Origin of the sequence: Streptomyces sp. NBC_01264 (genome assembly GCF_026340675.1) — a bacterium.
Classification (GTDB): Bacteria; Actinomycetota; Actinomycetes; order Streptomycetales; family Streptomycetaceae; genus Streptomyces.
Genome location: NZ_JAPEOX010000001.1, coordinates 4,646,742 through 4,664,002, shown reverse-complemented (window position 1 = coordinate 4,664,002; position 17,261 = coordinate 4,646,742). Strand labels below are relative to the sequence as shown.

The following is a 17,261-nucleotide window of genomic DNA, read 5'->3' as shown; positions in this document are numbered from 1 at the left end:
TCCGGTTCCTTCCCGCCCCCTCGGGGGGTCGCTCGTCCGGCGACCCTAGCCGCGGGACGAGGGAAGCGGAATGGCGGGTCCGGTGCGGGGCTCCGGCATATGCCGCTATCGGGTGGGAAAGTCCGCGTCGACTCATGACCAAGGTCACGGAACGGGGGCACGGCGTCCCGCCCACCGAGACGTCTTTCCGCCGGGGTGACCACCCCACAGGGACGGGTGGTCACAGAGCGTGGCCGGCCGCGGCCGACCACCGTCAGTGCCCGGCCCCGGTCAGCGCGCCGCCGTTACGCGTCCGGCCGGACCACGGCCTTGATCGGCATGGAGCCCGCGCCCGCCATGGTGACGTTGCGGCCGGGGCGGGGGGCGTGGATCATCGCGCCGTCCCCGACGTACATCCCGACGTGGCTCGCGTCGTCGAAGTAGATGATCAGGTCGCCCGGCCGCATGTCCTTGACCGCGACCTTCGGCAGCCGCAGCTGCTCCTGCGAGGTCCGCGGGATCCGCTTGCCCGCCGCGAGCCAGGCCTGCGAGGTCAGCCCGGAGCAGTCGTACGAACCGGGTCCCTCGGCGCCCCACACGTACGGCTTCCCCATCTGGGCGGCCGCGAACTGCACGGCGCGCTTGCCCGCGTCGGTGGCCGCGGCGCCCGAGGAGCCGGTCATCGCGCCCGTGGACAGCCAGTCGCTCTGCGCCTTGCGCTGCGCCTCCGCCTCGAGCTCCAGCAGCCGGGCCTTCTGCTCGGCCTCCAGCTTGCTCTCGAGTTCCTCCGCCGCCTTGATCTTGTCCTCGACCTGCTTCTTCGCGGCCTCCTGCTTGACCCGGTTGGCCTCCAGGGTCTCCCAGTGCGCGCTCGCGTCCCTCGCGTACTGCTCCAGGTCGGTCTGCGTCCGGTTCAGGTCGGAGAGCAGGTCCGAGGTGGCCTTCTCGCCCTGGCGCAGCCGGTCGCTGCCGTCCAGGAACTGCGTCGGGTCGTTGCTCAGGGCCAGCCGCATGCCCGGCGGCAGGCCGCCCGAGCGGTACTGGGCGCGGGCCGCCGCGCCCGCGCGGCTCTTCAGGGCGGTGATGCGGTCCTGGCCGGCGAGGACCAGGTTGGCGATCTCCACGATCTTGTCGGACTGCGTCTTGGCCTCGCTCTCCGCGAGGTTGAAGGCGTCCGTGGCGGTGCCGGCCTCGCGGTAGAGACCCTCTATCTCCGTGCGGACCTGCTCCAGGGACTTGCCCGCCGGGGGCTCGGGCGCCGCGAACGCGGTGCCGGCGAGCGCGCCGGGCGCGGACAGCAGCGCCATCGCGCAGAGCAAGGTGAGGGCGATCGAACCGCGTCGTCGTTTCCTCATGGTCCCCCCAGACACCGGATTGACTAATCGTCAGTAACTTGTGATTGCCTTCGGGATGGTGCCATGTGTCGGTGAATTCCAACACCCTTGTGGATATCCATCCGATGCGTCCCGATCGCACCCGCAGCCCCAACAGCCCCTCCGGCCCCGGCGCCCCGCGTCATCCCGAAGGCCTCAACGCTTCCCACCGCACCGTCAGTTCCCCCTGACGCCACCGCACCGGCCCGTCCGCCAGCGGCCAGTCCCCGGCCAGCGCCCGCGCCGTCCGGATCCAGCGCTGCCGCGCCCCGTACGAGGCGTACGGGGCCGCCGCCGCCCACGCCCGGTCGAAGTCCCGTAGGAACGCGTGCACCGGCTCGCCCGGCACGTTGCGGTGGATCAGCGCCTTCGGCAGCCGTTCCGCCAGGTCCGAGGGGCGCTCCAGGGAGCCCAGCCGGGTCGCGAAGGTCACCGTGCGCGGCCCTTCGGGCCCCAGCGCGACCCACACGTGCCGCCGGCCGATCTCGTCGCAGGTCCCCTCCACCAGCAGCCCGTCGGGATCGAGCCGGGCACGGAGCCGCTCCCACACCGCCTCGACCTGCTCCTCGTCGTACTGGCGCAGTACGTTCGCGGCCCGGATCAGCGCCGGCCGGACCCCGCCCTCCAGCGGCACCTCGAAGCCGCCGTGCCGAAAGCTCAGGCCCTCCCGCTCGTACGGCTTCGCACCCGCCACCCGGGCCGGTTCGATCTCGATCCCGACCACCCGCACCCGCGGAGCCGCCTCCCGCAGCCGGGCCAGCAGCTCCACCGCGGTCCAGGGCGCGGCCCCGTAGCCGAGGTCCACCGCGACCGGGTCGTCCGCGCGGCGCAGCGCCGCCCCGTGCGTGGCCGCGATCCAGCGGTCCATGCGGCGCAGGCGGTTCGGGTTCGTCGTCCCGCGGGTCACCGTGCCGACGGGGCGCCGCGGGGGAGGGGTGGAACGGGAGGCCATGTGCAGAGAGTAAGCGGAGGGTTCCCGCGCGATAAAAATCCGGTGCGGGGGCAGGAAAACCGTCCGTCCCGGAATGCGGGGGACGGCCGTCCGGGTTGCACTCCTAGAAGAGCGCGACAGCGCTCTCCACGTCATGCCGTCCGAGCGAGAGGAACTGCTCCCTTGAGCCAGTACGTGTCCCGCATCGGCGGCAGCATCGGCGGCCGGTTCGCCGCGGCCCGGTCCGGCACCCGGCACGAGCCGCCGCGCCTGCGCCTGCCCGCCGCCGTCGGGGGCCACCGCAAGCCGCGCCGCGTCGCCATGCTCAGCGTGCACACCTCGCCGCTGCACCAGCCCGGCACCGGTGACGCCGGCGGGATGAACGTGTACATCGTCGAGCTGGCCCGGCGCCTCGCCGCGATCAACATCGAGGTCGAGATCTTCACCCGGGCCACCACCGGTGGCCTGCCGCCCGTGGTCGAGCTCGCGCCCGGAGTCCTCGTACGGCACGTGGACGCGGGCCCGTACGAGGGCCTCGCCAAGGAGGAGCTGCCGGCCCAGCTGTGCGCCTTCACCCACGGCGTCATGCAGGCCTGGGCCCGCCACCGCCCGGGCTACTACGACCTGGTCCACTCCCACTACTGGCTCTCGGGCCACGTCGGCTGGCTCGCCGCCGAGCGCTGGGGCGTCCCGCTCGTGCACGCGATGCACACCATGGCCAAGGTCAAGAACGCGGCGCTCGCCGAGGGCGACACCCCCGAGCCCGCCGCCCGCGTCATCGGCGAGACCCAGATCGTCGACGCCGCCGACCGGCTCATCGCGAACACCGCCGAGGAAGCCGACGAGCTCGTCCGCCACTACGCGGCCGACCCCGGCAAGGTCGCCGTCGTCCACCCCGGTGTGAACCTGGAGCGCTTCACCGTCGGCGACGGCCGCGCCGCCGCCCGCGCCCGCCTCGGGCTGCCGCAGGACGCCGTCATCCCGCTCTTCGCGGGCCGCATCCAGCCGCTCAAGGCCCCCGACATCCTGCTGCGGGCCGTCGCCGAGCTCGTGGACCGGGAGCCGGCGCTGCGCGCCCGCCTCTTCGTGCCCGTCGTCGGCGGGCCGAGCGGCAGCGGGCTCGCCAAGCCCGAGGGGCTGCAGAAGCTCGCCGCGAAGCTCGGCATCGCGGACCTCGTGCACTTCCACCCGCCGGTGGCGCAGGACGCGCTCGCCGACTGGTTCAGGGCGGCGTCCGTCCTGGTCATGCCCTCGTACAACGAGTCCTTCGGGCTGGTCGCCATAGAGGCGCAGGCCACCGGAACGCCGGTGCTGGCCGCGGCCGTCGGCGGGCTGCCCGTCGCCGTCAACGACGGGGTGACGGGCATCCTCGTACCCGGCCACGACCCGGTGGACTACGCCCGCGAGCTACGGCGCTTCGTGGACGAGCCGGGCCTCGCGGACCGGATGGGCGCGGCGGCCGCGCGGCACGCGCAGTTCTTCGGCTGGGACACCGCCGCGAGCGGCACGGCCGACGTGTACACGGGGGCGATGCACGATCACCGCCGTCACGTACGCTCCCACCATGGCTGACGCTGAACTTCCCGACAGCGCCGACATCGCGGCGATCATCGAAGCGACGCTGACCGGCGCGGAACTGAGCTGGGAGAACCCCGCGCCGGGCTCGTACGTGGTCCAGCTCCCCGGCACCCGCAAGCTGAGCACCACCTGCTCGCTCAAGGCCGGGAAGCACTCCCTGTCGGTCAACGCCTTCGTGATCCGCCACCCGGACGAGAACGAGGCCGGCGTCCACCGGTGGCTGCTGGAGCGCAACCTCAAGCTCTACGGCCTGGCCTACGCGGTCGACGCGCTCGGCGACGTCTACCTGACGGCCCGCCTCCCCCTGTCGGTGATCACCCCCGACGACCTCGACCGGCTGCTCGGCACGGTCCTGGAGGCGGCGGACGGGGCCTTCAACACCCTGCTGGAGCTCGGTTTCGCGAGCGCGATCCGGCGGGAGTACGAGTGGCGGGTCTCGCGGGGCGAGTCCACGCGCAACCTGGACGCCTTCAAGAACCTGACGCAGCCGTCGGGGGCGGCGGCGGCCCAGGCGGAGTAGCCGGGTCAGGCGGCCGGAGCCACAGGAGCCACAGGAGCCAACGGATCCGCCGCCCTCGCTGGTGCGGCGACCTCCACGACGACCTCCACGACCGCGTTCACGTTGGCCTCCACCGTGGCCCCCACCGGGCCCGCTTCGCCCTGCGGGAGCCCCCTCATCAGCAGCCAGTAGCCCCCCGCGGCCATGGTCCCCAGGACCGCCGTCGAGCCCCACAGCCAGGCCGCGCCGAAGTGCTCGATCGCGAAGCCGGCCATCAGCGGGGCGATCAGCGAGGCCACCGCCCACGACAGGGTGTACATGCCCTGGTAGCGGCCGCGTCCGTGCGTCGAGGAGAGCCGCGCGACCAGGCCCATCTGGGTCGGGGAGTTGACGATCTCGGCCAGCGTCCACACGCAGACGGTCAGCGCCAGGCTCCACACCGAGCCGCCGAAGGCCGTCAGCCCGAACCCGTACCCGGCCAGCAGTGCCGAGATGACCAGCAGCTTCTGCGGATCGCGGTGCTCGATGAACCGGGTGACCGGGATCTGCAGCACCACGATCAGCACGCCGTTCACCGCGATGACCAGCCCGTAGTCGGCGGTGGAGAACCCGGCCTCGCCCATCGCCAGCGGCAGCCCGAAGGAGCCCTGCATGAAGATCAGCGAGATCAGGAACGACAGCCCGACCACACCCATGAACCGTCCGTCCCGCAGCACCGTCCCCAGGCCGGTCTCCGGCTCGGCGGACGCCTTCTCCGCCGCCGTCCGCTCCGGCCGGGACTCCGGCAGCTTGAGGTAGACGAGCACCGCGCAGACCAGCGTCAGGGCCGCCTCGCCGAGGAACCCGGCCAGGTAGCTGTACTCCGCGATGAAGCCCGCCGCGGTCGAGCTGACGGCGAAGCCGAGGTTGATGGCCCAGTAGTTCAGCGCGAAGGCCCGTACCCGGTCCTCCGGGCGGACGATGTCCGCCATCATCGCCTGCACCGCAGGCCGCGAGGCGTTGGACGTCATGCCGACCAGCAGCGCCACCGCGGCGATCGCCGCCGGGTGCTCCATGAACCCGAGCAGCGCCACCGAGAACGCGGTCGACGCCTGCGCCACCATCAGCGTGGGCCGCCGGCCCAGCCGGTCCGTGAGCACGCCCGCGACGAGCGAGGACACCACACCGCCGAGCCCGTGCAGGGCCACCACAAGTCCCACGAAGGAGGCCGAATAGCCCCGCTCCAGGGTCAGGTACAAGGTCATGAATGTGGCGACGAAGGCCCCGAGCCTGTTGACCAGCGTGCTCGTCCAGAGCCACCAGAACTCCCGGGGCAGTCCCGCCACGCTCTCGCGGGCGGCCCGCCTCAGACTGGCAACGGACATATGGAATCCCCCGAGATGTAAGCGTCCCTCTGCTCATTCGGACCCTACGGATCGTGGCCTTCCAGAGCCACTGGATTGACGGCTGCCGTCAATCGGGGACCGTCCCCACATGCCGTACACACCGCGCGCGGGCGCAGGGGTGCGTCCATTAGGCTCGTACGCATGGCCGACGCACCGTACAAGCTGATCCTCCTCCGCCACGGCGAGAGCGAATGGAACGCGAAGAACCTGTTCACCGGCTGGGTGGACGTCAATCTCAACGAGAAGGGCGAGAAGGAGGCAGTCCGCGGTGGCGAACTCCTGAAGGACGCCGGACTTCTCCCCGACGTGGTTCACACGTCCCTCCAGAAGCGTGCGATCCGCACCTCCCAGCTCGCGCTGGAGGCCGCCGACCGCCACTGGATCCCGGTCCACCGCTCCTGGCGCCTGAACGAGCGCCACTACGGCGCCCTCCAGGGCAAGGACAAGGCCCAGACCCTCGCCGAGTTCGGCGAGGAGCAGTTCATGCTGTGGCGCCGCTCGTACGACACCCCGCCGCCGGCGCTCGAGGACGGTACGGAGTTCTCGCAGTCCGGGGACCCGCGCTACGCCTCCATCCCGCCGGAGCTGCGCCCGCGCACCGAGTGCCTCAAGGACGTCGTCGTCCGCATGCTCCCGTACTGGTACGACTCGATCGTCCCGGACCTGCTGGACGGCCACACCGTCCTGGTCGCCGCGCACGGCAACTCCCTGCGCGCGCTGGTCAAGCACCTCGACGGGATCTCCGACGAGGACATCGCGGGCCTGAACATCCCGACCGGCATCCCGCTCTCCTACGAGCTCGACGCCGACTTCAAGCCCCTCAACCCGGGCGGCACCTACCTCGACCCGGACGCCGCCGCGGCCGCCATCGAGGCAGTCAAGAACCAGGGCAAGAAGAAGTAGGTAAAGCGATCATGCCCCTGAACTGCGCACACGGCGCGGATCGGGGGCATTCGTCTGCTCCGGGCTCCGAGCTCCGGGCCCACTGTGGCACGACGCGCACGTCCCCTTCGGAGTGGCGCAGGCTGAAGGGGTGAGTGCCGACGACGACGAGCGCGACCGCCCCGCCTCGGGTGACCCGGAACGCGGGCGTCGCCCGGCGAGACGGTCCCGGCTCGTCTGGGTCGGTGTCGTCCTGATGCTCGTGGGCTTCTGCGTTCTCGCCGCGATGACCTTCGGCCACCTGTCCACGTCCACGGCCGGGCGCGCGGTCGAGCCGGGGGTGTCCCCTTCGGCAACGGCCACGGCATCGGAGCCGCCGGAGACCAGCATGCGGCCACCGGCGAGCGAGCCGCCAACCGAGTCGCCAACCGAGTCGCCAACCGAGTCGCCAACCGAGTCGCCTACCGAGGCCGGCAGCCCGACGGTGACGGCGACGGTCGTGGTCATGGTCACGGTGACCGAGACCCCCTCGGGGGTCGGGCAGACGGTGGTGACATCCTCCGCGGGCGGGGGAGGGAACCACGAATGGGTCGTCGCCGCAGCCGCGATGATCACGGCCCTCTCCGGTGCGGCCACCACCGCCATCGGCGCTCGCCGGGACGCGAGGTACACCGGGCGACGCCGCGGGCGGCGGTAGCCCGCGGGCTCGGGAGCTTCCGGGGTGCCTTCGGGTGTGCTTCGGCGGAATCCCGGTCGTGCGCGGGACGGGGAACCGGGGAGAATCCCGGGTGCCGCGGGACCCGGACCGGCGGGGGACACCAGGGGGAGACATGGGAGTACGGGCGTGAGCCTGCGGCGTTACGTCGCCAGGGGCGTGCCGGGTGGGTACCGGATCTGGGACGACAAGGGGCGCCACTGGTGGGGCGACCACTGCGAGCTGTGCCCGGACGACCTCCTCACCGAGCTCAACGGCGCGGCCGACCACGCGAAGATCACCGCGCTCCTCAAGCGCTACCGGGCGCTGAAGCGGTGACACCGACCCGGGCCGGGCCCGCTAAGGCCCCGGCCGGGGGAGGGGGCCCCGGTCCGCCGGAGGGACCGGCGGGCAGGGGCGCGAGCCGCGTTCGGTGATCCTGCGGTCCATCTCCGCCTGCCAGGCGGCCGCGTTGCTGCCGTCGAGCTGGCCCGCGAAGGCGCGGTACGCCGCGGCCACGAGGGCGTCCGGGGCTTCGGGGAAGGCGTAGCGGATCGCCCACAGGGCGTTCTCCGTCGGGGAGTCGAGCCCCGTCTCGGTGCGTACTCCGCGCCCCGACAGCACGTTCGTCAGGACGCTCTCGAAGGTGCGCCGCAACTGCTCCTGGCTGGGTTCGCCGATGCGCACGGACGTCTCCTCCTCGGTGGGAGCGGTGCGAAGGGCCCCGGCCGACGGTGTGTCGGACGGGGCCCTTCGCGTACGGAAGGCCGGCGGGCGGCCTCAGCCGCCGCACTGGCAGGGGGCGCCGGACTGGCAGCCGCAGCCGCAGCCCGAGCCGCAGCCGCAGGCAGCGAGCAGGGGCAAGCTCAGGCGCAGGCCCTCCGGGGGCTGCGCTTCCTGCTCCGGGGTGATGGGGACGGGGGAATCGGGCATGGATCCTCCTCGTAGGCGTTGTGCCTTCGCCCTCATTCATGCCCAGCCGGGCCCCCGCGTCAACGGCGCATTGGGGGCTCGTTGTTGATCCAGCGCCCGGTGCCGATCCGGCCCCCGCCCGCCGATCAGGCCCCGGCGGCCCTCCGGGTCAGACGCCCTCGACCTGCGTGGGTGCCTGGAGCTCGTCCGCGTGCTCGCCCGTCACCAGGTAGACGACGCGCTTGGCGACCGACACCGCGTGGTCCGCGAAGCGCTCGTAGTAGCGGCCCAGCAGGGTCACGTCGACCGCCGTCTCGATGCCGTGCTTCCAGCGGTCGTCCATCAGGTGCTGGAACAGCGTGCGGTGCAGCTGGTCCATCTCGTCGTCGTCCTGCTCCAGCTGGAGCGCCAGGTCGACGTCCTTCGTGATGATGACCTCGGCCGCCTTCGCCATCAGCCGCTGCGCGAGCTGTCCCATCTCCAGGATCGTCGCGTGCAGGTCGCGCGGGACGGCCGTGTCCGGGAAGCGCAGCCGGGCGAGCTTGGCCACGTGCTGGGCCAGGTCGCCGGAGCGCTCCAGGTCGGCGCTCATGCGCAGCGAGGTGACGACGATGCGCAGGTCGGTGGCGACCGGCTGCTGGCGCGCGAGCAGCGCGATGGCACGGGCCTCCAGGTCGTGCTGGAGGTCGTCGACCTTCTGGTCGGCGGCGATGACGCTCTCGGCGAGCTTCAGGTCGGCGTCGAGCATGGAGGTCGTGGCCCGCCCGATGGCGGAGCCGACCAGCCGGGCCATCTCGACCAGGCCTTCACCGATCGAGTCCAGTTCCTCGTGGTACGCGTCACGCATGTCTCGTGTCCCTCTCTCGACCTACTACTGCTGCCGTACTGCTGCCCGGGGCGGGCCGGTGCGGCCATCGGCCCCACGTTGCCACGGTGAACCCCGAACGCGACCGACTCCGGCATCACAAGTGAATCAGCACGGTCGTCAGGGTGAACTCTGGGCGACGACTGTTCGAGGTGCCACCCGAACGGCTGTGGAAGTGTCTCCCCACCTGCTTAACCTGGAGTCATGGACGTGAACGCGGCGGTCGCCGCAGCTGCAGCGATCGCCGGTCTTTGCACCGGTGTGATCGCGATGCTGGCGTTCCGCTGGAGCGAGCGCGACCAAGCCCGCCCCACCCGGAGCTCCATGCGCCCCGACATCAACGCGGTGCTCCCACCCGGAGTGGACACCGTCCTCTCCGTACTCCGTTCCTCCGCCGTCGTGCTCGACGAGGGGGACGCGGTGGTCAAGGCCAGCTCGGCGGCATATGCCCTCGGCCTGGTCCGCGGCGGCAAGCTCGCCGTGGAGCCCATGCTCCACATGGCCCGCGACACCCGCCGCGACGGGGAGATACGCCAGGTCGAGCTCGACCTGCCCCGGCGCGGCACCGGCCGCGGCGAGGCGCTCGCCGTCTCGGCGCGCGTCGCCCCGCTCGGCTCCCGCCTCGTGCTCCTCCTCGTGGAGGACCTCACCGAGGCCCGCCGCATCGAGGCCGTACGCCGCGACTTCGTCGCGAACGTGTCGCACGAGCTCAAGACCCCCGTCGGAGCGATCTCCCTGCTCTCCGAGGCGGTCATGGACGCCTCGGACGACCCTGAGGCCGTACACCGCTTCGCCGGCCGCATGCAGATCGAGGCGACCCGCCTGATCAACCTCGTACAAGAACTCATAGACCTCTCCCGGGTACAGAACGACGACCCCCTGGAGGACGCGGAGCCCGTCCGTGTGGACACGCTCGTGGCCGAGGCCATCGACCGCTGCCGCCACACGGCCACCGCGAAACAGATCACCATGGCCGCCGGCGGCACCGCCGACCTGCGGGTATGGGGCAACCGGGGGCAGCTCGCGGCCGCCCTCGGAAACCTGGTCGAGAACGCCGTCAACTACAGCCCCGCCCGCACCCGCGTCGGCATCGCCGCGCGCCGGGTCACCGCGACGGGTGGAGACTTGATCGAGATAGCCGTGACCGACCAGGGCATCGGCATCCCGGAAAAGGACCGCGAGCGCATCTTCGAACGCTTCTACCGTGTGGACCCGGCCCGCTCCCGCGCCACGGGAGGAACCGGCCTGGGCCTTGCGATCGTGAAGCACGTAGCGGCTTCGCACGGCGGGGAGGTGTCGGTATGGAGCTCGGAGGGCCAGGGGTCCACGTTCACCCTGCGACTCCCCGAAGCGGCCGCGCCGGCCCCGGCGACGGCCTCCGCACCCGCCCAGCCCCAGCTCGAACCTCACACCGCACCAGCCATTTCTGCCCCGGAGGTCCTTCCGTGACCCGAGTGCTCGTCGTCGAGGATGAGGAATCCTTCAGCGACGCCCTGTCCTACATGCTCCGCAAGGAGGGCTTCGAGGTCGCGATCGCCGCGACCGGGCCCGACGGGCTCGACGAGTTCGAGCGCAACGGCGCCGACCTCGTCCTCCTCGACCTGATGCTCCCCGGCCTGCCCGGCACGGAGGTCTGCCGGCAGCTGCGCGGCCGCTCCAACGTCCCCGTGATCATGGTGACCGCCAAGGACAGCGAGATCGACAAGGTCGTCGGGCTGGAGATAGGAGCCGACGACTACGTCACGAAGCCCTTCTCCTCGCGGGAGCTGGTCGCCCGCATCCGCGCGGTCCTGCGCCGCCGCGGCGAGCCGGAAGAGGTCACCCCGGCCGCCCTGGAAGCGGGCCCCGTCCGGATGGACGTCGACCGCCACGTGGTCACCGTCGCCGGAGCCAAGGTGGACCTCCCGCTCAAGGAGTTCGACCTGCTGGAGATGCTGCTGCGCAACGCGGGCCGCGTACTGACCCGCATGCAGCTCATCGACCGGGTCTGGGGCGCCGACTACGTCGGCGACACCAAGACCCTCGACGTCCACGTCAAGCGCCTGCGCGCCAAGATCGAGCCCGACCCGGGCGCCCCGCGCTACCTGGTCACGGTCCGAGGCCTCGGCTACAAGTTCGAGCCGTAAACCGGCCCGCAAGACCGGCCCGGAACACGGGAACGGCCCCCGTCCGCATCGAGCGGACGGGGGCCGTTCCCGTTGAGCACGGTGCTTCGCGCCTCAGTGACCGGTGGAGGCGGACCCGGAGGGGGATCCGGACGGGCTGCCCGCGGGCGAGCCCGACGGGGAACCGGACGGCGAGCCCGAGGGGGAGCCGGAGGGGCTGCCCGAGGGGCTGCCGGACGGGCTGCCCGACGGGGTGGCGCCCGGGACGGCCGCCGCGGCGGTCGGGCCGTAGGCCTCGTACATGCCGGTGGCCGGCACGACGAAGGCGTCCAGCTCGACGTCGCCCGTGGTGCTCGTCTGGAAGACGATCTTCTGGACGTTGCCGTCCATGACGGAGTCGCCGCCCGCGATCACGGCGGAGGCGTTGCCCTTGCCGCCCAGCAGGACGGAGCCGCCGGCGGGGATGACCACCTTGGCGCCGCTGCCCGCGGGCTTCAGCGTCACGGTGCCCTTGCCACCCGGAAGGGTGATGGCGTCGAGCGTCTGCTCCTTGGTGCCGGTGTTGAACACCGTCGCGGAGACCGCGGCCGGGCCCTTCTTGTCCTTCTCCTGGGTGATCACCAGAGCGTTCTGGACCTTGATGTCGCCCTTGGTCACGGCGGCGTTGTCCGGCTTGACCTGGAGAGTCGGCGCGTCGTGGCCGGCGGCGCAGGCGCCCAGCGAGACGAGCGAGAAGGCGGCGGCGGTGGCGGCGAGGGCGCCGCGTCGAAGGCTGCGGCTCACGGGGGAGGCAACTCCTTGGACGTACGGAACGGAAGGGTGGACGCCTCGGAGCGGCGAAGTAAAGCCGCTCTAAGGATGTGTCAGCGCGCTTAGGTTACCGAGCCGCCACCCCGCCCCCGCACCCGACCCTCCGCAGTGTGGGGCCGGGCCCTGAGCGGGGTCCCGCGCCCGCACCCGCCGCTCCCGTCACCGCGCCGCCGGGGCCGGGTGATCTTTCATTCGCAAAAGGCCCGCCCGCAAAGGCGGGCGGGGCTCCGGTGATCAATTTCCGGATTTCATCGAACACCGCCCGGTGATCAATTCCGGGATTGGGCCGGAACGGACCCGTACGGGTGGCCGCCAGTCGAACGGAGTAGTTCGGTTTCCTGCCTCCGAAACCGTCAAAACGGGACGTAGGTCACATCGTCGGGGGTCCCGGGCAGGTGTAACGTAGCCGTTTCGCCTGGTCCGCACAGCGCCTCCGACCTGCGAATACCCCCTCCCGAAGGCCTCCCGCAGCACGTTCCTGTCGCTGTTGTCAAGCCCTGAGATGGGCCCTGACCTGCGAAAACGCCATTCATAACGGTCGATTCTCGTGTTACCCTGGATAGCCACGGAAGGGGTACCTGTCACATGACGTTCAAGGTTGGCGACACCGTGGTCTATCCCCATCACGGGGCCGCGCTGATCGAGGCCATCGAAACTCGCCAGATCAAAGGCGTGGACAAGACCTACTTGGTGCTCAAGGTCGCCCAGGGTGACCTGACCGTTCGCGTCCCTGCGGACAATGCGGAGTTCGTAGGCGTTCGCGACGTAGTCGGCCAGGACGGGCTTGACCGGGTCTTCGAGGTGCTCCGCGCACCGTACGCAGAAGAGCCGACGAACTGGTCCCGGCGCTACAAGGCAAATCTGGAAAAGCTCGCTTCTGGCGATGTCATCAAGGTCGCCGAAGTTGTGCGTGACCTGTGGCGTCGTGAGCGTGAGCGTGGGCTCTCCGCAGGGGAGAAGCGCATGCTCGCGAAGGCGCGTCAGATTCTGGTGAGCGAGCTCGCGCTCGCCGAGAACACCAACGAGGACAAGGCCGAGGCCCTCCTCGACGAAGTGCTCGCGTCCTGACGCGATCATTCGTACGCTTTGTCGTACACAGTTGTGCCGCGGTGCCCGATGACAAGGAGACTTGTTGCCGGGCGCTGCGGCATGTCTGCGTCCATGCCCCGAACACCAAGGGGCCTGGACACCACTGGCGTGCCGGGTCCGGGCAGCCGACTCGACCGGTCGTCACGGAAGGGGCGAGGGCGTCGCACCCGGCACCCTTCAGGCCATACCCATGTCGGCCGAAGTCACAAACCTGGCTCGGAGCTACTGATGTCTGACGAATCGCGCCCCCACCGCACCGCCGCGGTGATCCCGGCCGCCGGCCGCGGGGTCCGTCTCGGTCCCGGCGCCCCCAAGGCCCTGCGGACCCTGGGCGGCACCCCCATGCTCATCCACGCCGTACGCGCCATGGCGCGCTCCCGCGCGGTCGCCCTCGTCGTCGTCGTGGCACCCCCCGACGCCGCCGCCACCGCCGAGGTGCGCCGGATGATCGACGAGCACGCCCTGCCCGAGCGCACGGAGATCCTGGTCGTCCCCGGCGGGGAGACCCGGCAGGAATCCGTACGCGCCGGCCTGGACGCGCTCCCGGCCGACATCACGGCCGTCCTCATCCACGACGCGGCCCGCCCCCTGGTCCCCGTCGACACCGTCGACACCGTCGTCGAGGCGGTCCGCGACGGCGCACCCGCCGTCGTTCCCGCGCTGCCGCTGGCCGACACCGTCAAGGAGGTCGAGCCCGGCCGGCCCGGCGAGCCCGAGCCGGTCGTCGCCACCCCCGTACGGGCCCGGCTGCGCGCCGTACAGACCCCGCAGGGCTTCGACCTGGCCACGCTCCGCCTCGCCCACGAAAAGACGGCCGTCGACGGTGAGGGCGCCACGGACGACGCCGGCATGGTGGAGCAGCTCGGCGTCACGGTCGTGGTGATCCCCGGCCACGAAGAGGCCTTCAAGGTCACCCGCCCGCTCGACCTGGTCCTCGCCGAGGCCGTACTCGCCCGCCGGAGGGCCACCGATGCGTACTAGCTCCGCAGACCAGCCCGATCAGACCGGCGCCGACACCGACGCCGGCTCCACCGCACCGTTCCTGCTGCCGCAGATCGGCATCGGCACCGACGTGCACGCCTTCGAGACCGGCCGCGAACTGTGGTGCGCCGGCCTGCTCTGGGAGGGCGAGGACGGCCTCGCCGGGCACTCCGACGGGGACGTCGCCGCGCACGCCGCGTGCGACGCCCTGTTCTCCGCCGCCGGCGTCGGCGACCTCGGCGCGCACTTCGGCACCTCCCGCCCCGAGTGGTCCGGCGCCGCCGGCGTCACCCTTCTGGCGGAAGCCGCCCGGATCGTCCGCGCCGAGGGCTTCGAGATCGGCAACATCGCCATCCAGGTGATCGGCGTACGCCCGAAGATCGGCAAGCGGCGCGAAGAGGCACAGAAGGCGCTCGCCGCGGCGGTGGGCGCCCCCGTCTCCGTCTCCGGCACCACCACCGACGGACTCGGCCTCACCGGCCGCGCCGAAGGCCTCGCCGCCATCGCCACGGCCCTCGTCCACCGGACGAACCGGGCCTAGTACCCCGTACGGACACACCCCTCCCACACCTCCGCGCCAACAAAGCGGGCCCCGCGTACCGAAAGGGTCGCGGGGCACTGCTACAGGCGCACTACCCTGGATGCCGTGACTATTCGCCTGTACGACACCAGCGCCCGGCAGATCCGTGACTTCACCCCGCTCGTCCCGGGCTGCGTCTCGATCTACCTCTGTGGCGCCACCGTGCAGGCGGCTCCGCACATCGGGCACGTCCGCTCGTACCTGAACTTCGACATCGCGCGCCGCTGGTTCACCTACCGCGGTCTCGACGTCACCTTCATCCGCAACGTCACCGACATCGACGACAAGATCATCGGGAAGTCCGGCGAGCAGGGCCGCCCCTGGTGGTCCATCGGCTACGAGAACGAGCGCGCCTTCAACGACGGCTACGACGCGCTGGGCTGCCTCCCGCCCACGTACGAGCCGCGCGCCACCGGCCACGTACCCGAGATGATCGAGATGATGCGCGGGCTCATCGAGCGCGGCCACGCGTACGAGGCCGACGGCAGCGTCTACTTCGACGTGCGCTCCTTCCCCGGGTACCTGGAGCTGTCGAACCAGAACATCGACGACCTGCGCCAGCCCGACGAGGGCGTCTCCGGCAAGCGCGACCCGCGCGACTTCGCCATGTGGAAGGCGACCAAGCCGGGCGAGCCCGACTGGGAGACCCCGTGGGGCCGCGGCCGTCCCGGCTGGCACCTGGAGTGCTCCGCGATGGCGCACAAGTACCTCGGCAGCGCCTTCGACATCCACGGCGGCGGGCTCGACCTGATCTTCCCGCACCACGAGAACGAGATCGCCCAGGCCAAGGCCTACGGCGACGAGTTCGCGAAGTACTGGATGCACAACGCCTGGGTCACCCTCTCCGGCGAGAAGATGTCCAAGTCGCTCGGCAACTCCGTCCTCGTCTCCGAGATGCTCAAGGTCTGGCGCCCGATCGTCCTGCGCTACTACCTCGGCACCCCGCACTACCGCTCGATGATCGAGTACAGCGTGGAGTCCCTGCGCGAGGCCGAATCCGGCTTCGCTCGCATCGAAGGCTTCATCCAGCGCGTCATCGAGAAGGCCGGCGGCTCCGTCGAGCCCGCCGCCGAGGTCCCGCCCGCCTTCGCCGAGGCCATGGACGACGACCTGGGCGTCCCGCAGGCGCTCGCGATCATCCACACCACCGTCCGCCAGGGCAACAGCGCGCTCGCCGCCGACGACAAGGACGCGGCCATCGCGCGCCTGTCGGAGGTACGGGCCATGCTCGGCGTCCTCGGACTCGACCCCCTCGACCCGCACTGGGCCGGCGAGACGGACCGCGGGGAGGACCTCCACGGAGCCGTGGACACCCTCGTGCGCCTGGTCCTGGAGCAGCGCGAATCGGCGCGGGCCCGCAAGGACTGGGCCACCGCCGACGCCATCCGCGACCAGCTCCAGCAGTCGGGCCTGGTCATCGAGGACAGCCCCACCGGACCCCGATGGACGCTCGGCCCGCGCTAGGCGCGTGACGCCGAGAGGCCCTACGGAGCAGTCCGACCGGCGCACTCGGATTGGGCCGTCCGGCGATCCGGGCGGCACACTCTTCATACGTACATATCGCAGCACCAACGAAATCAGGTAGAGGTCATGGCCGGGAACAGCCAGCGCAGGAACCGCCGCACGTCCAACAAGAAGGGCGCGACGGTCGGCAGCGGTGGCCAGCGGCGCAAGGCCCTCGAAGGCAAGGGCCCCACGCCCAAGGCCGAGGACCGCAAGAAGCACAAGGCCAACCGCATCGCGGGAGCCATGGCCCGCCAGGCCGCCAAGCGCCGCCCGGCCCCCCGCCGCGGCGGCCCCAAGGGCACCAGCGAGATGGTCGTCGGCCGCAACCCGGTCTTCGAGGCGCTGCGCGACGGCGTCCCCGCCGTCACCCTGTACGTCCAGCAGTTCATCGACAACGACGAGCGCGTCCGCGAGGCCCTCCAGCTCGCGGCCGAGCGCGGCAACATCAACCTGATGGAAGCCCCGCGCCCCGAGCTCGACCGCCTCACCAACGGGCTCAACCACCAGGGCCTGGTCCTGCAGGTCCCGCCGTACGAGTACGCGCACCCGGACGACCTCACGGCCGCCGCGTACGAGAACCACGAGGACCCCCTCATCGTGGCCCTCGACGGCGTCACCGACCCGCGCAACCTCGGCGCGATCGTCCGCTCCGTCTCCGCCTTCGGCGGCCACGGCGTGGTCATCCCCGAGCGCCGCGCCGCCGGCATGACCGCCGGTGCCTGGAAGTCCTCGGCCGGCACCGCCGCCCGTACCCCGGTCTCCCGGGTCACCAACCTGACCCGCGCCATCCAGGACTACAAGAAGGCCGGCATCACCGTCGTCGGCCTCGCCGCCGAAGGCACCCACGAGGTCCACGAGCTCGAGGCGCTCGGCGGCCCCGTCGTCATCGTCGTCGGCTCCGAGGGCAAGGGCCTCGGCCGGCTCGTCGGCGAGAACTGCGACTACCTCGTGCGCATCCCGATGCCGGGCGGCGCCGAGTCGCTCAACGCCGGTGTCGCCGCGGGCGTCGTCCTCTACGAGGCCTCCCGCCGCCGCGCCACCCGCGGCCGCGCCTGAGCACCACCGAGGCCGCCGCTTGATCCACTTGGCTCA

19 protein-coding genes are annotated in these 17,261 nt (G+C 71.5%); 12 read left to right on the top strand and 7 right to left on the bottom strand.

What is annotated here, in order from left to right; genetic code table 11:
- Positions 1 to 284: 284 nt before the first annotated feature.
- On the bottom strand, positions 285 to 1,334 hold the full coding sequence (locus OG435_RS21595) for a C40 family peptidase (RefSeq protein ID WP_266878844.1): 1,050 nt from the start codon (positions 1,332 to 1,334) through the stop codon (positions 285 to 287).
- Between the two features lie 160 nt (positions 1,335 to 1,494).
- Positions 1,495 to 2,304 carry a class I SAM-dependent methyltransferase gene (locus OG435_RS21590; RefSeq protein WP_266878842.1) on the bottom strand — a complete coding sequence of 270 codons (810 nt, stop codon included), beginning with the start codon at positions 2,302 to 2,304 and terminating at the stop codon, positions 1,495 to 1,497.
- 162 nt (positions 2,305 to 2,466) lie between these two features.
- Between OG435_RS21590 and mshA the strand changes: the two genes are divergently transcribed.
- On the top strand, positions 2,467 to 3,855 hold the full coding sequence (gene mshA, locus OG435_RS21585; protein WP_430625669.1) for a D-inositol-3-phosphate glycosyltransferase: 1,389 nt from the start codon (positions 2,467 to 2,469) through the stop codon (positions 3,853 to 3,855).
- Positions 3,848 to 4,381, top strand: coding sequence for a YbjN domain-containing protein (locus OG435_RS21580; RefSeq protein ID WP_266878840.1), 534 nt, complete (start codon positions 3,848 to 3,850; stop codon positions 4,379 to 4,381). The genes mshA and OG435_RS21580 overlap by 8 nt, the downstream gene beginning before the upstream one ends.
- 5 nt (positions 4,382 to 4,386) lie before the next feature.
- Here the strand turns inward: OG435_RS21580 and OG435_RS21575 are convergent, their stop codons facing one another.
- Positions 4,387 to 5,724 (bottom strand): MDR family MFS transporter, encoded by a 1,338-nt coding sequence (locus OG435_RS21575; RefSeq protein WP_266878838.1) that lies wholly within the window; start codon positions 5,722 to 5,724, stop codon positions 4,387 to 4,389.
- 162 nt (positions 5,725 to 5,886) lie between these two features.
- Between OG435_RS21575 and OG435_RS21570 the strand changes: the two genes are divergently transcribed.
- The 3 genes from OG435_RS21570 (at position 5,887) to OG435_RS21560 (ending at position 7,660) form a co-directional block, all read left to right on the top strand.
- Positions 5,887 to 6,648: a phosphoglyceromutase gene (locus OG435_RS21570; RefSeq protein ID WP_250744579.1), complete on the top strand. Its 762-nt coding sequence runs from the start codon at positions 5,887 to 5,889 to the stop codon at positions 6,646 to 6,648.
- 130 nt (positions 6,649 to 6,778) lie between these two features.
- Positions 6,779 to 7,324: a hypothetical protein gene (locus OG435_RS21565; RefSeq protein ID WP_266878835.1), complete on the top strand. Its 546-nt coding sequence runs from the start codon at positions 6,779 to 6,781 to the stop codon at positions 7,322 to 7,324.
- 147 nt (positions 7,325 to 7,471) lie between these two features.
- Positions 7,472 to 7,660, top strand: a complete 189-nt coding sequence (locus OG435_RS21560) for a hypothetical protein (protein ID WP_266878833.1) — start codon at positions 7,472 to 7,474, stop codon at positions 7,658 to 7,660.
- Between the two features lie 21 nt (positions 7,661 to 7,681).
- Here the strand turns inward: OG435_RS21560 and OG435_RS21555 are convergent, their stop codons facing one another.
- The 3 genes from OG435_RS21555 to phoU all read right to left on the bottom strand — a co-directional run bounded on the left by OG435_RS21555 (position 7,682) and on the right by phoU (position 9,080).
- Positions 7,682 to 8,008 (bottom strand): hypothetical protein, encoded by a 327-nt coding sequence (locus OG435_RS21555; protein ID WP_266878831.1) that lies wholly within the window; start codon positions 8,006 to 8,008, stop codon positions 7,682 to 7,684.
- A 93-nt stretch (positions 8,009 to 8,101) separates the two neighbouring features.
- Positions 8,102 to 8,254, bottom strand: coding sequence for a hypothetical protein (locus OG435_RS21550; RefSeq protein WP_254386622.1), 153 nt, complete (start codon positions 8,252 to 8,254; stop codon positions 8,102 to 8,104).
- Between the two features lie 148 nt (positions 8,255 to 8,402).
- Positions 8,403 to 9,080 carry a phosphate signaling complex protein PhoU gene (gene phoU / locus OG435_RS21545; protein ID WP_030858619.1) on the bottom strand — a complete coding sequence of 226 codons (678 nt, stop codon included), beginning with the start codon at positions 9,078 to 9,080 and terminating at the stop codon, positions 8,403 to 8,405.
- A gap of 222 nt (positions 9,081 to 9,302) precedes the next feature.
- On the opposite strand from phoU, the gene OG435_RS21540 reads away from it, so the two are divergent.
- Together OG435_RS21540 and OG435_RS21535 are read left to right on the top strand one after the other, a co-directional pair.
- A complete protein-coding gene (locus OG435_RS21540) occupies positions 9,303 to 10,547 on the top strand; it encodes a sensor histidine kinase (protein ID WP_266878827.1) in 1,245 nt (414 codons plus the stop codon).
- Positions 10,544 to 11,224, top strand: a complete 681-nt coding sequence (locus OG435_RS21535) for a response regulator transcription factor (protein ID WP_007265514.1) — start codon at positions 10,544 to 10,546, stop codon at positions 11,222 to 11,224. The genes OG435_RS21540 and OG435_RS21535 overlap by 4 nt, the downstream gene beginning before the upstream one ends.
- 93 nt (positions 11,225 to 11,317) lie before the next feature.
- Here the strand turns inward: OG435_RS21535 and OG435_RS21530 are convergent, their stop codons facing one another.
- The gene (locus OG435_RS21530) at positions 11,318 to 11,986 is read right to left on the bottom strand and encodes a DUF461 domain-containing protein (protein ID WP_266878825.1); all 669 of its coding nucleotides are present in this window, start codon (positions 11,984 to 11,986) and stop codon (positions 11,318 to 11,320) included.
- A gap of 612 nt (positions 11,987 to 12,598) precedes the next feature.
- Here OG435_RS21530 and OG435_RS21525 point away from each other — a divergent pair.
- The 5 genes from OG435_RS21525 to rlmB all read left to right on the top strand — a co-directional run bounded on the left by OG435_RS21525 (position 12,599) and on the right by rlmB (position 17,225).
- A complete protein-coding gene (locus OG435_RS21525) occupies positions 12,599 to 13,081 on the top strand; it encodes a CarD family transcriptional regulator (protein ID WP_003953493.1) in 483 nt (160 codons plus the stop codon).
- A 249-nt stretch (positions 13,082 to 13,330) separates the two neighbouring features.
- Positions 13,331 to 14,083, top strand: a complete 753-nt coding sequence (ispD, locus tag OG435_RS21520; protein WP_266878823.1) for a 2-C-methyl-D-erythritol 4-phosphate cytidylyltransferase — start codon at positions 13,331 to 13,333, stop codon at positions 14,081 to 14,083.
- Positions 14,073 to 14,624: a 2-C-methyl-D-erythritol 2,4-cyclodiphosphate synthase gene (ispF, locus tag OG435_RS21515; RefSeq protein WP_266878821.1), complete on the top strand. Its 552-nt coding sequence runs from the start codon at positions 14,073 to 14,075 to the stop codon at positions 14,622 to 14,624. Before ispD ends, ispF begins: the two co-directional genes overlap by 11 nt.
- 105 nt (positions 14,625 to 14,729) lie before the next feature.
- The gene (gene cysS / locus OG435_RS21510; protein ID WP_266878819.1) at positions 14,730 to 16,127 is read left to right on the top strand and encodes a cysteine--tRNA ligase; all 1,398 of its coding nucleotides are present in this window, start codon (positions 14,730 to 14,732) and stop codon (positions 16,125 to 16,127) included.
- 126 nt (positions 16,128 to 16,253) lie between these two features.
- Positions 16,254 to 17,225, top strand: a complete 972-nt coding sequence (gene rlmB / locus OG435_RS21505; protein ID WP_266878817.1) for a 23S rRNA (guanosine(2251)-2'-O)-methyltransferase RlmB — start codon at positions 16,254 to 16,256, stop codon at positions 17,223 to 17,225.
- Positions 17,226 to 17,261 lie beyond the last annotated feature (36 nt).

Coding starts and splice junctions, on each gene's coding strand:
- phoU (WP_030858619.1), bottom strand. CDS start 9,080: ATGCGTGACGCGTACCACGAGGAACTGGACTCGATCGGTGAAGGCCTG.
- rlmB (WP_266878817.1), top strand. CDS start 16,254: ATGGCCGGGAACAGCCAGCGCAGGAACCGCCGCACGTCCAACAAGAAG.
- OG435_RS21550 (WP_254386622.1), bottom strand. CDS start 8,254: ATGCCCGATTCCCCCGTCCCCATCACCCCGGAGCAGGAAGCGCAGCCC.
- OG435_RS21595 (WP_266878844.1), bottom strand. CDS start 1,334: ATGAGGAAACGACGACGCGGTTCGATCGCCCTCACCTTGCTCTGCGCG.
- OG435_RS21590 (WP_266878842.1), bottom strand. CDS start 2,304: ATGGCCTCCCGTTCCACCCCTCCCCCGCGGCGCCCCGTCGGCACGGTG.
- ispD (WP_266878823.1), top strand. CDS start 13,331: ATGTCTGACGAATCGCGCCCCCACCGCACCGCCGCGGTGATCCCGGCC.
- ispF (WP_266878821.1), top strand. CDS start 14,073: ATGCGTACTAGCTCCGCAGACCAGCCCGATCAGACCGGCGCCGACACC.
- OG435_RS21540 (WP_266878827.1), top strand. CDS start 9,303: ATGGACGTGAACGCGGCGGTCGCCGCAGCTGCAGCGATCGCCGGTCTT.
- OG435_RS21570 (WP_250744579.1), top strand. CDS start 5,887: ATGGCCGACGCACCGTACAAGCTGATCCTCCTCCGCCACGGCGAGAGC.
- OG435_RS21580 (WP_266878840.1), top strand. CDS start 3,848: ATGGCTGACGCTGAACTTCCCGACAGCGCCGACATCGCGGCGATCATC.
- OG435_RS21525 (WP_003953493.1), top strand. CDS start 12,599: ATGACGTTCAAGGTTGGCGACACCGTGGTCTATCCCCATCACGGGGCC.
- OG435_RS21575 (WP_266878838.1), bottom strand. CDS start 5,724: ATGTCCGTTGCCAGTCTGAGGCGGGCCGCCCGCGAGAGCGTGGCGGGA.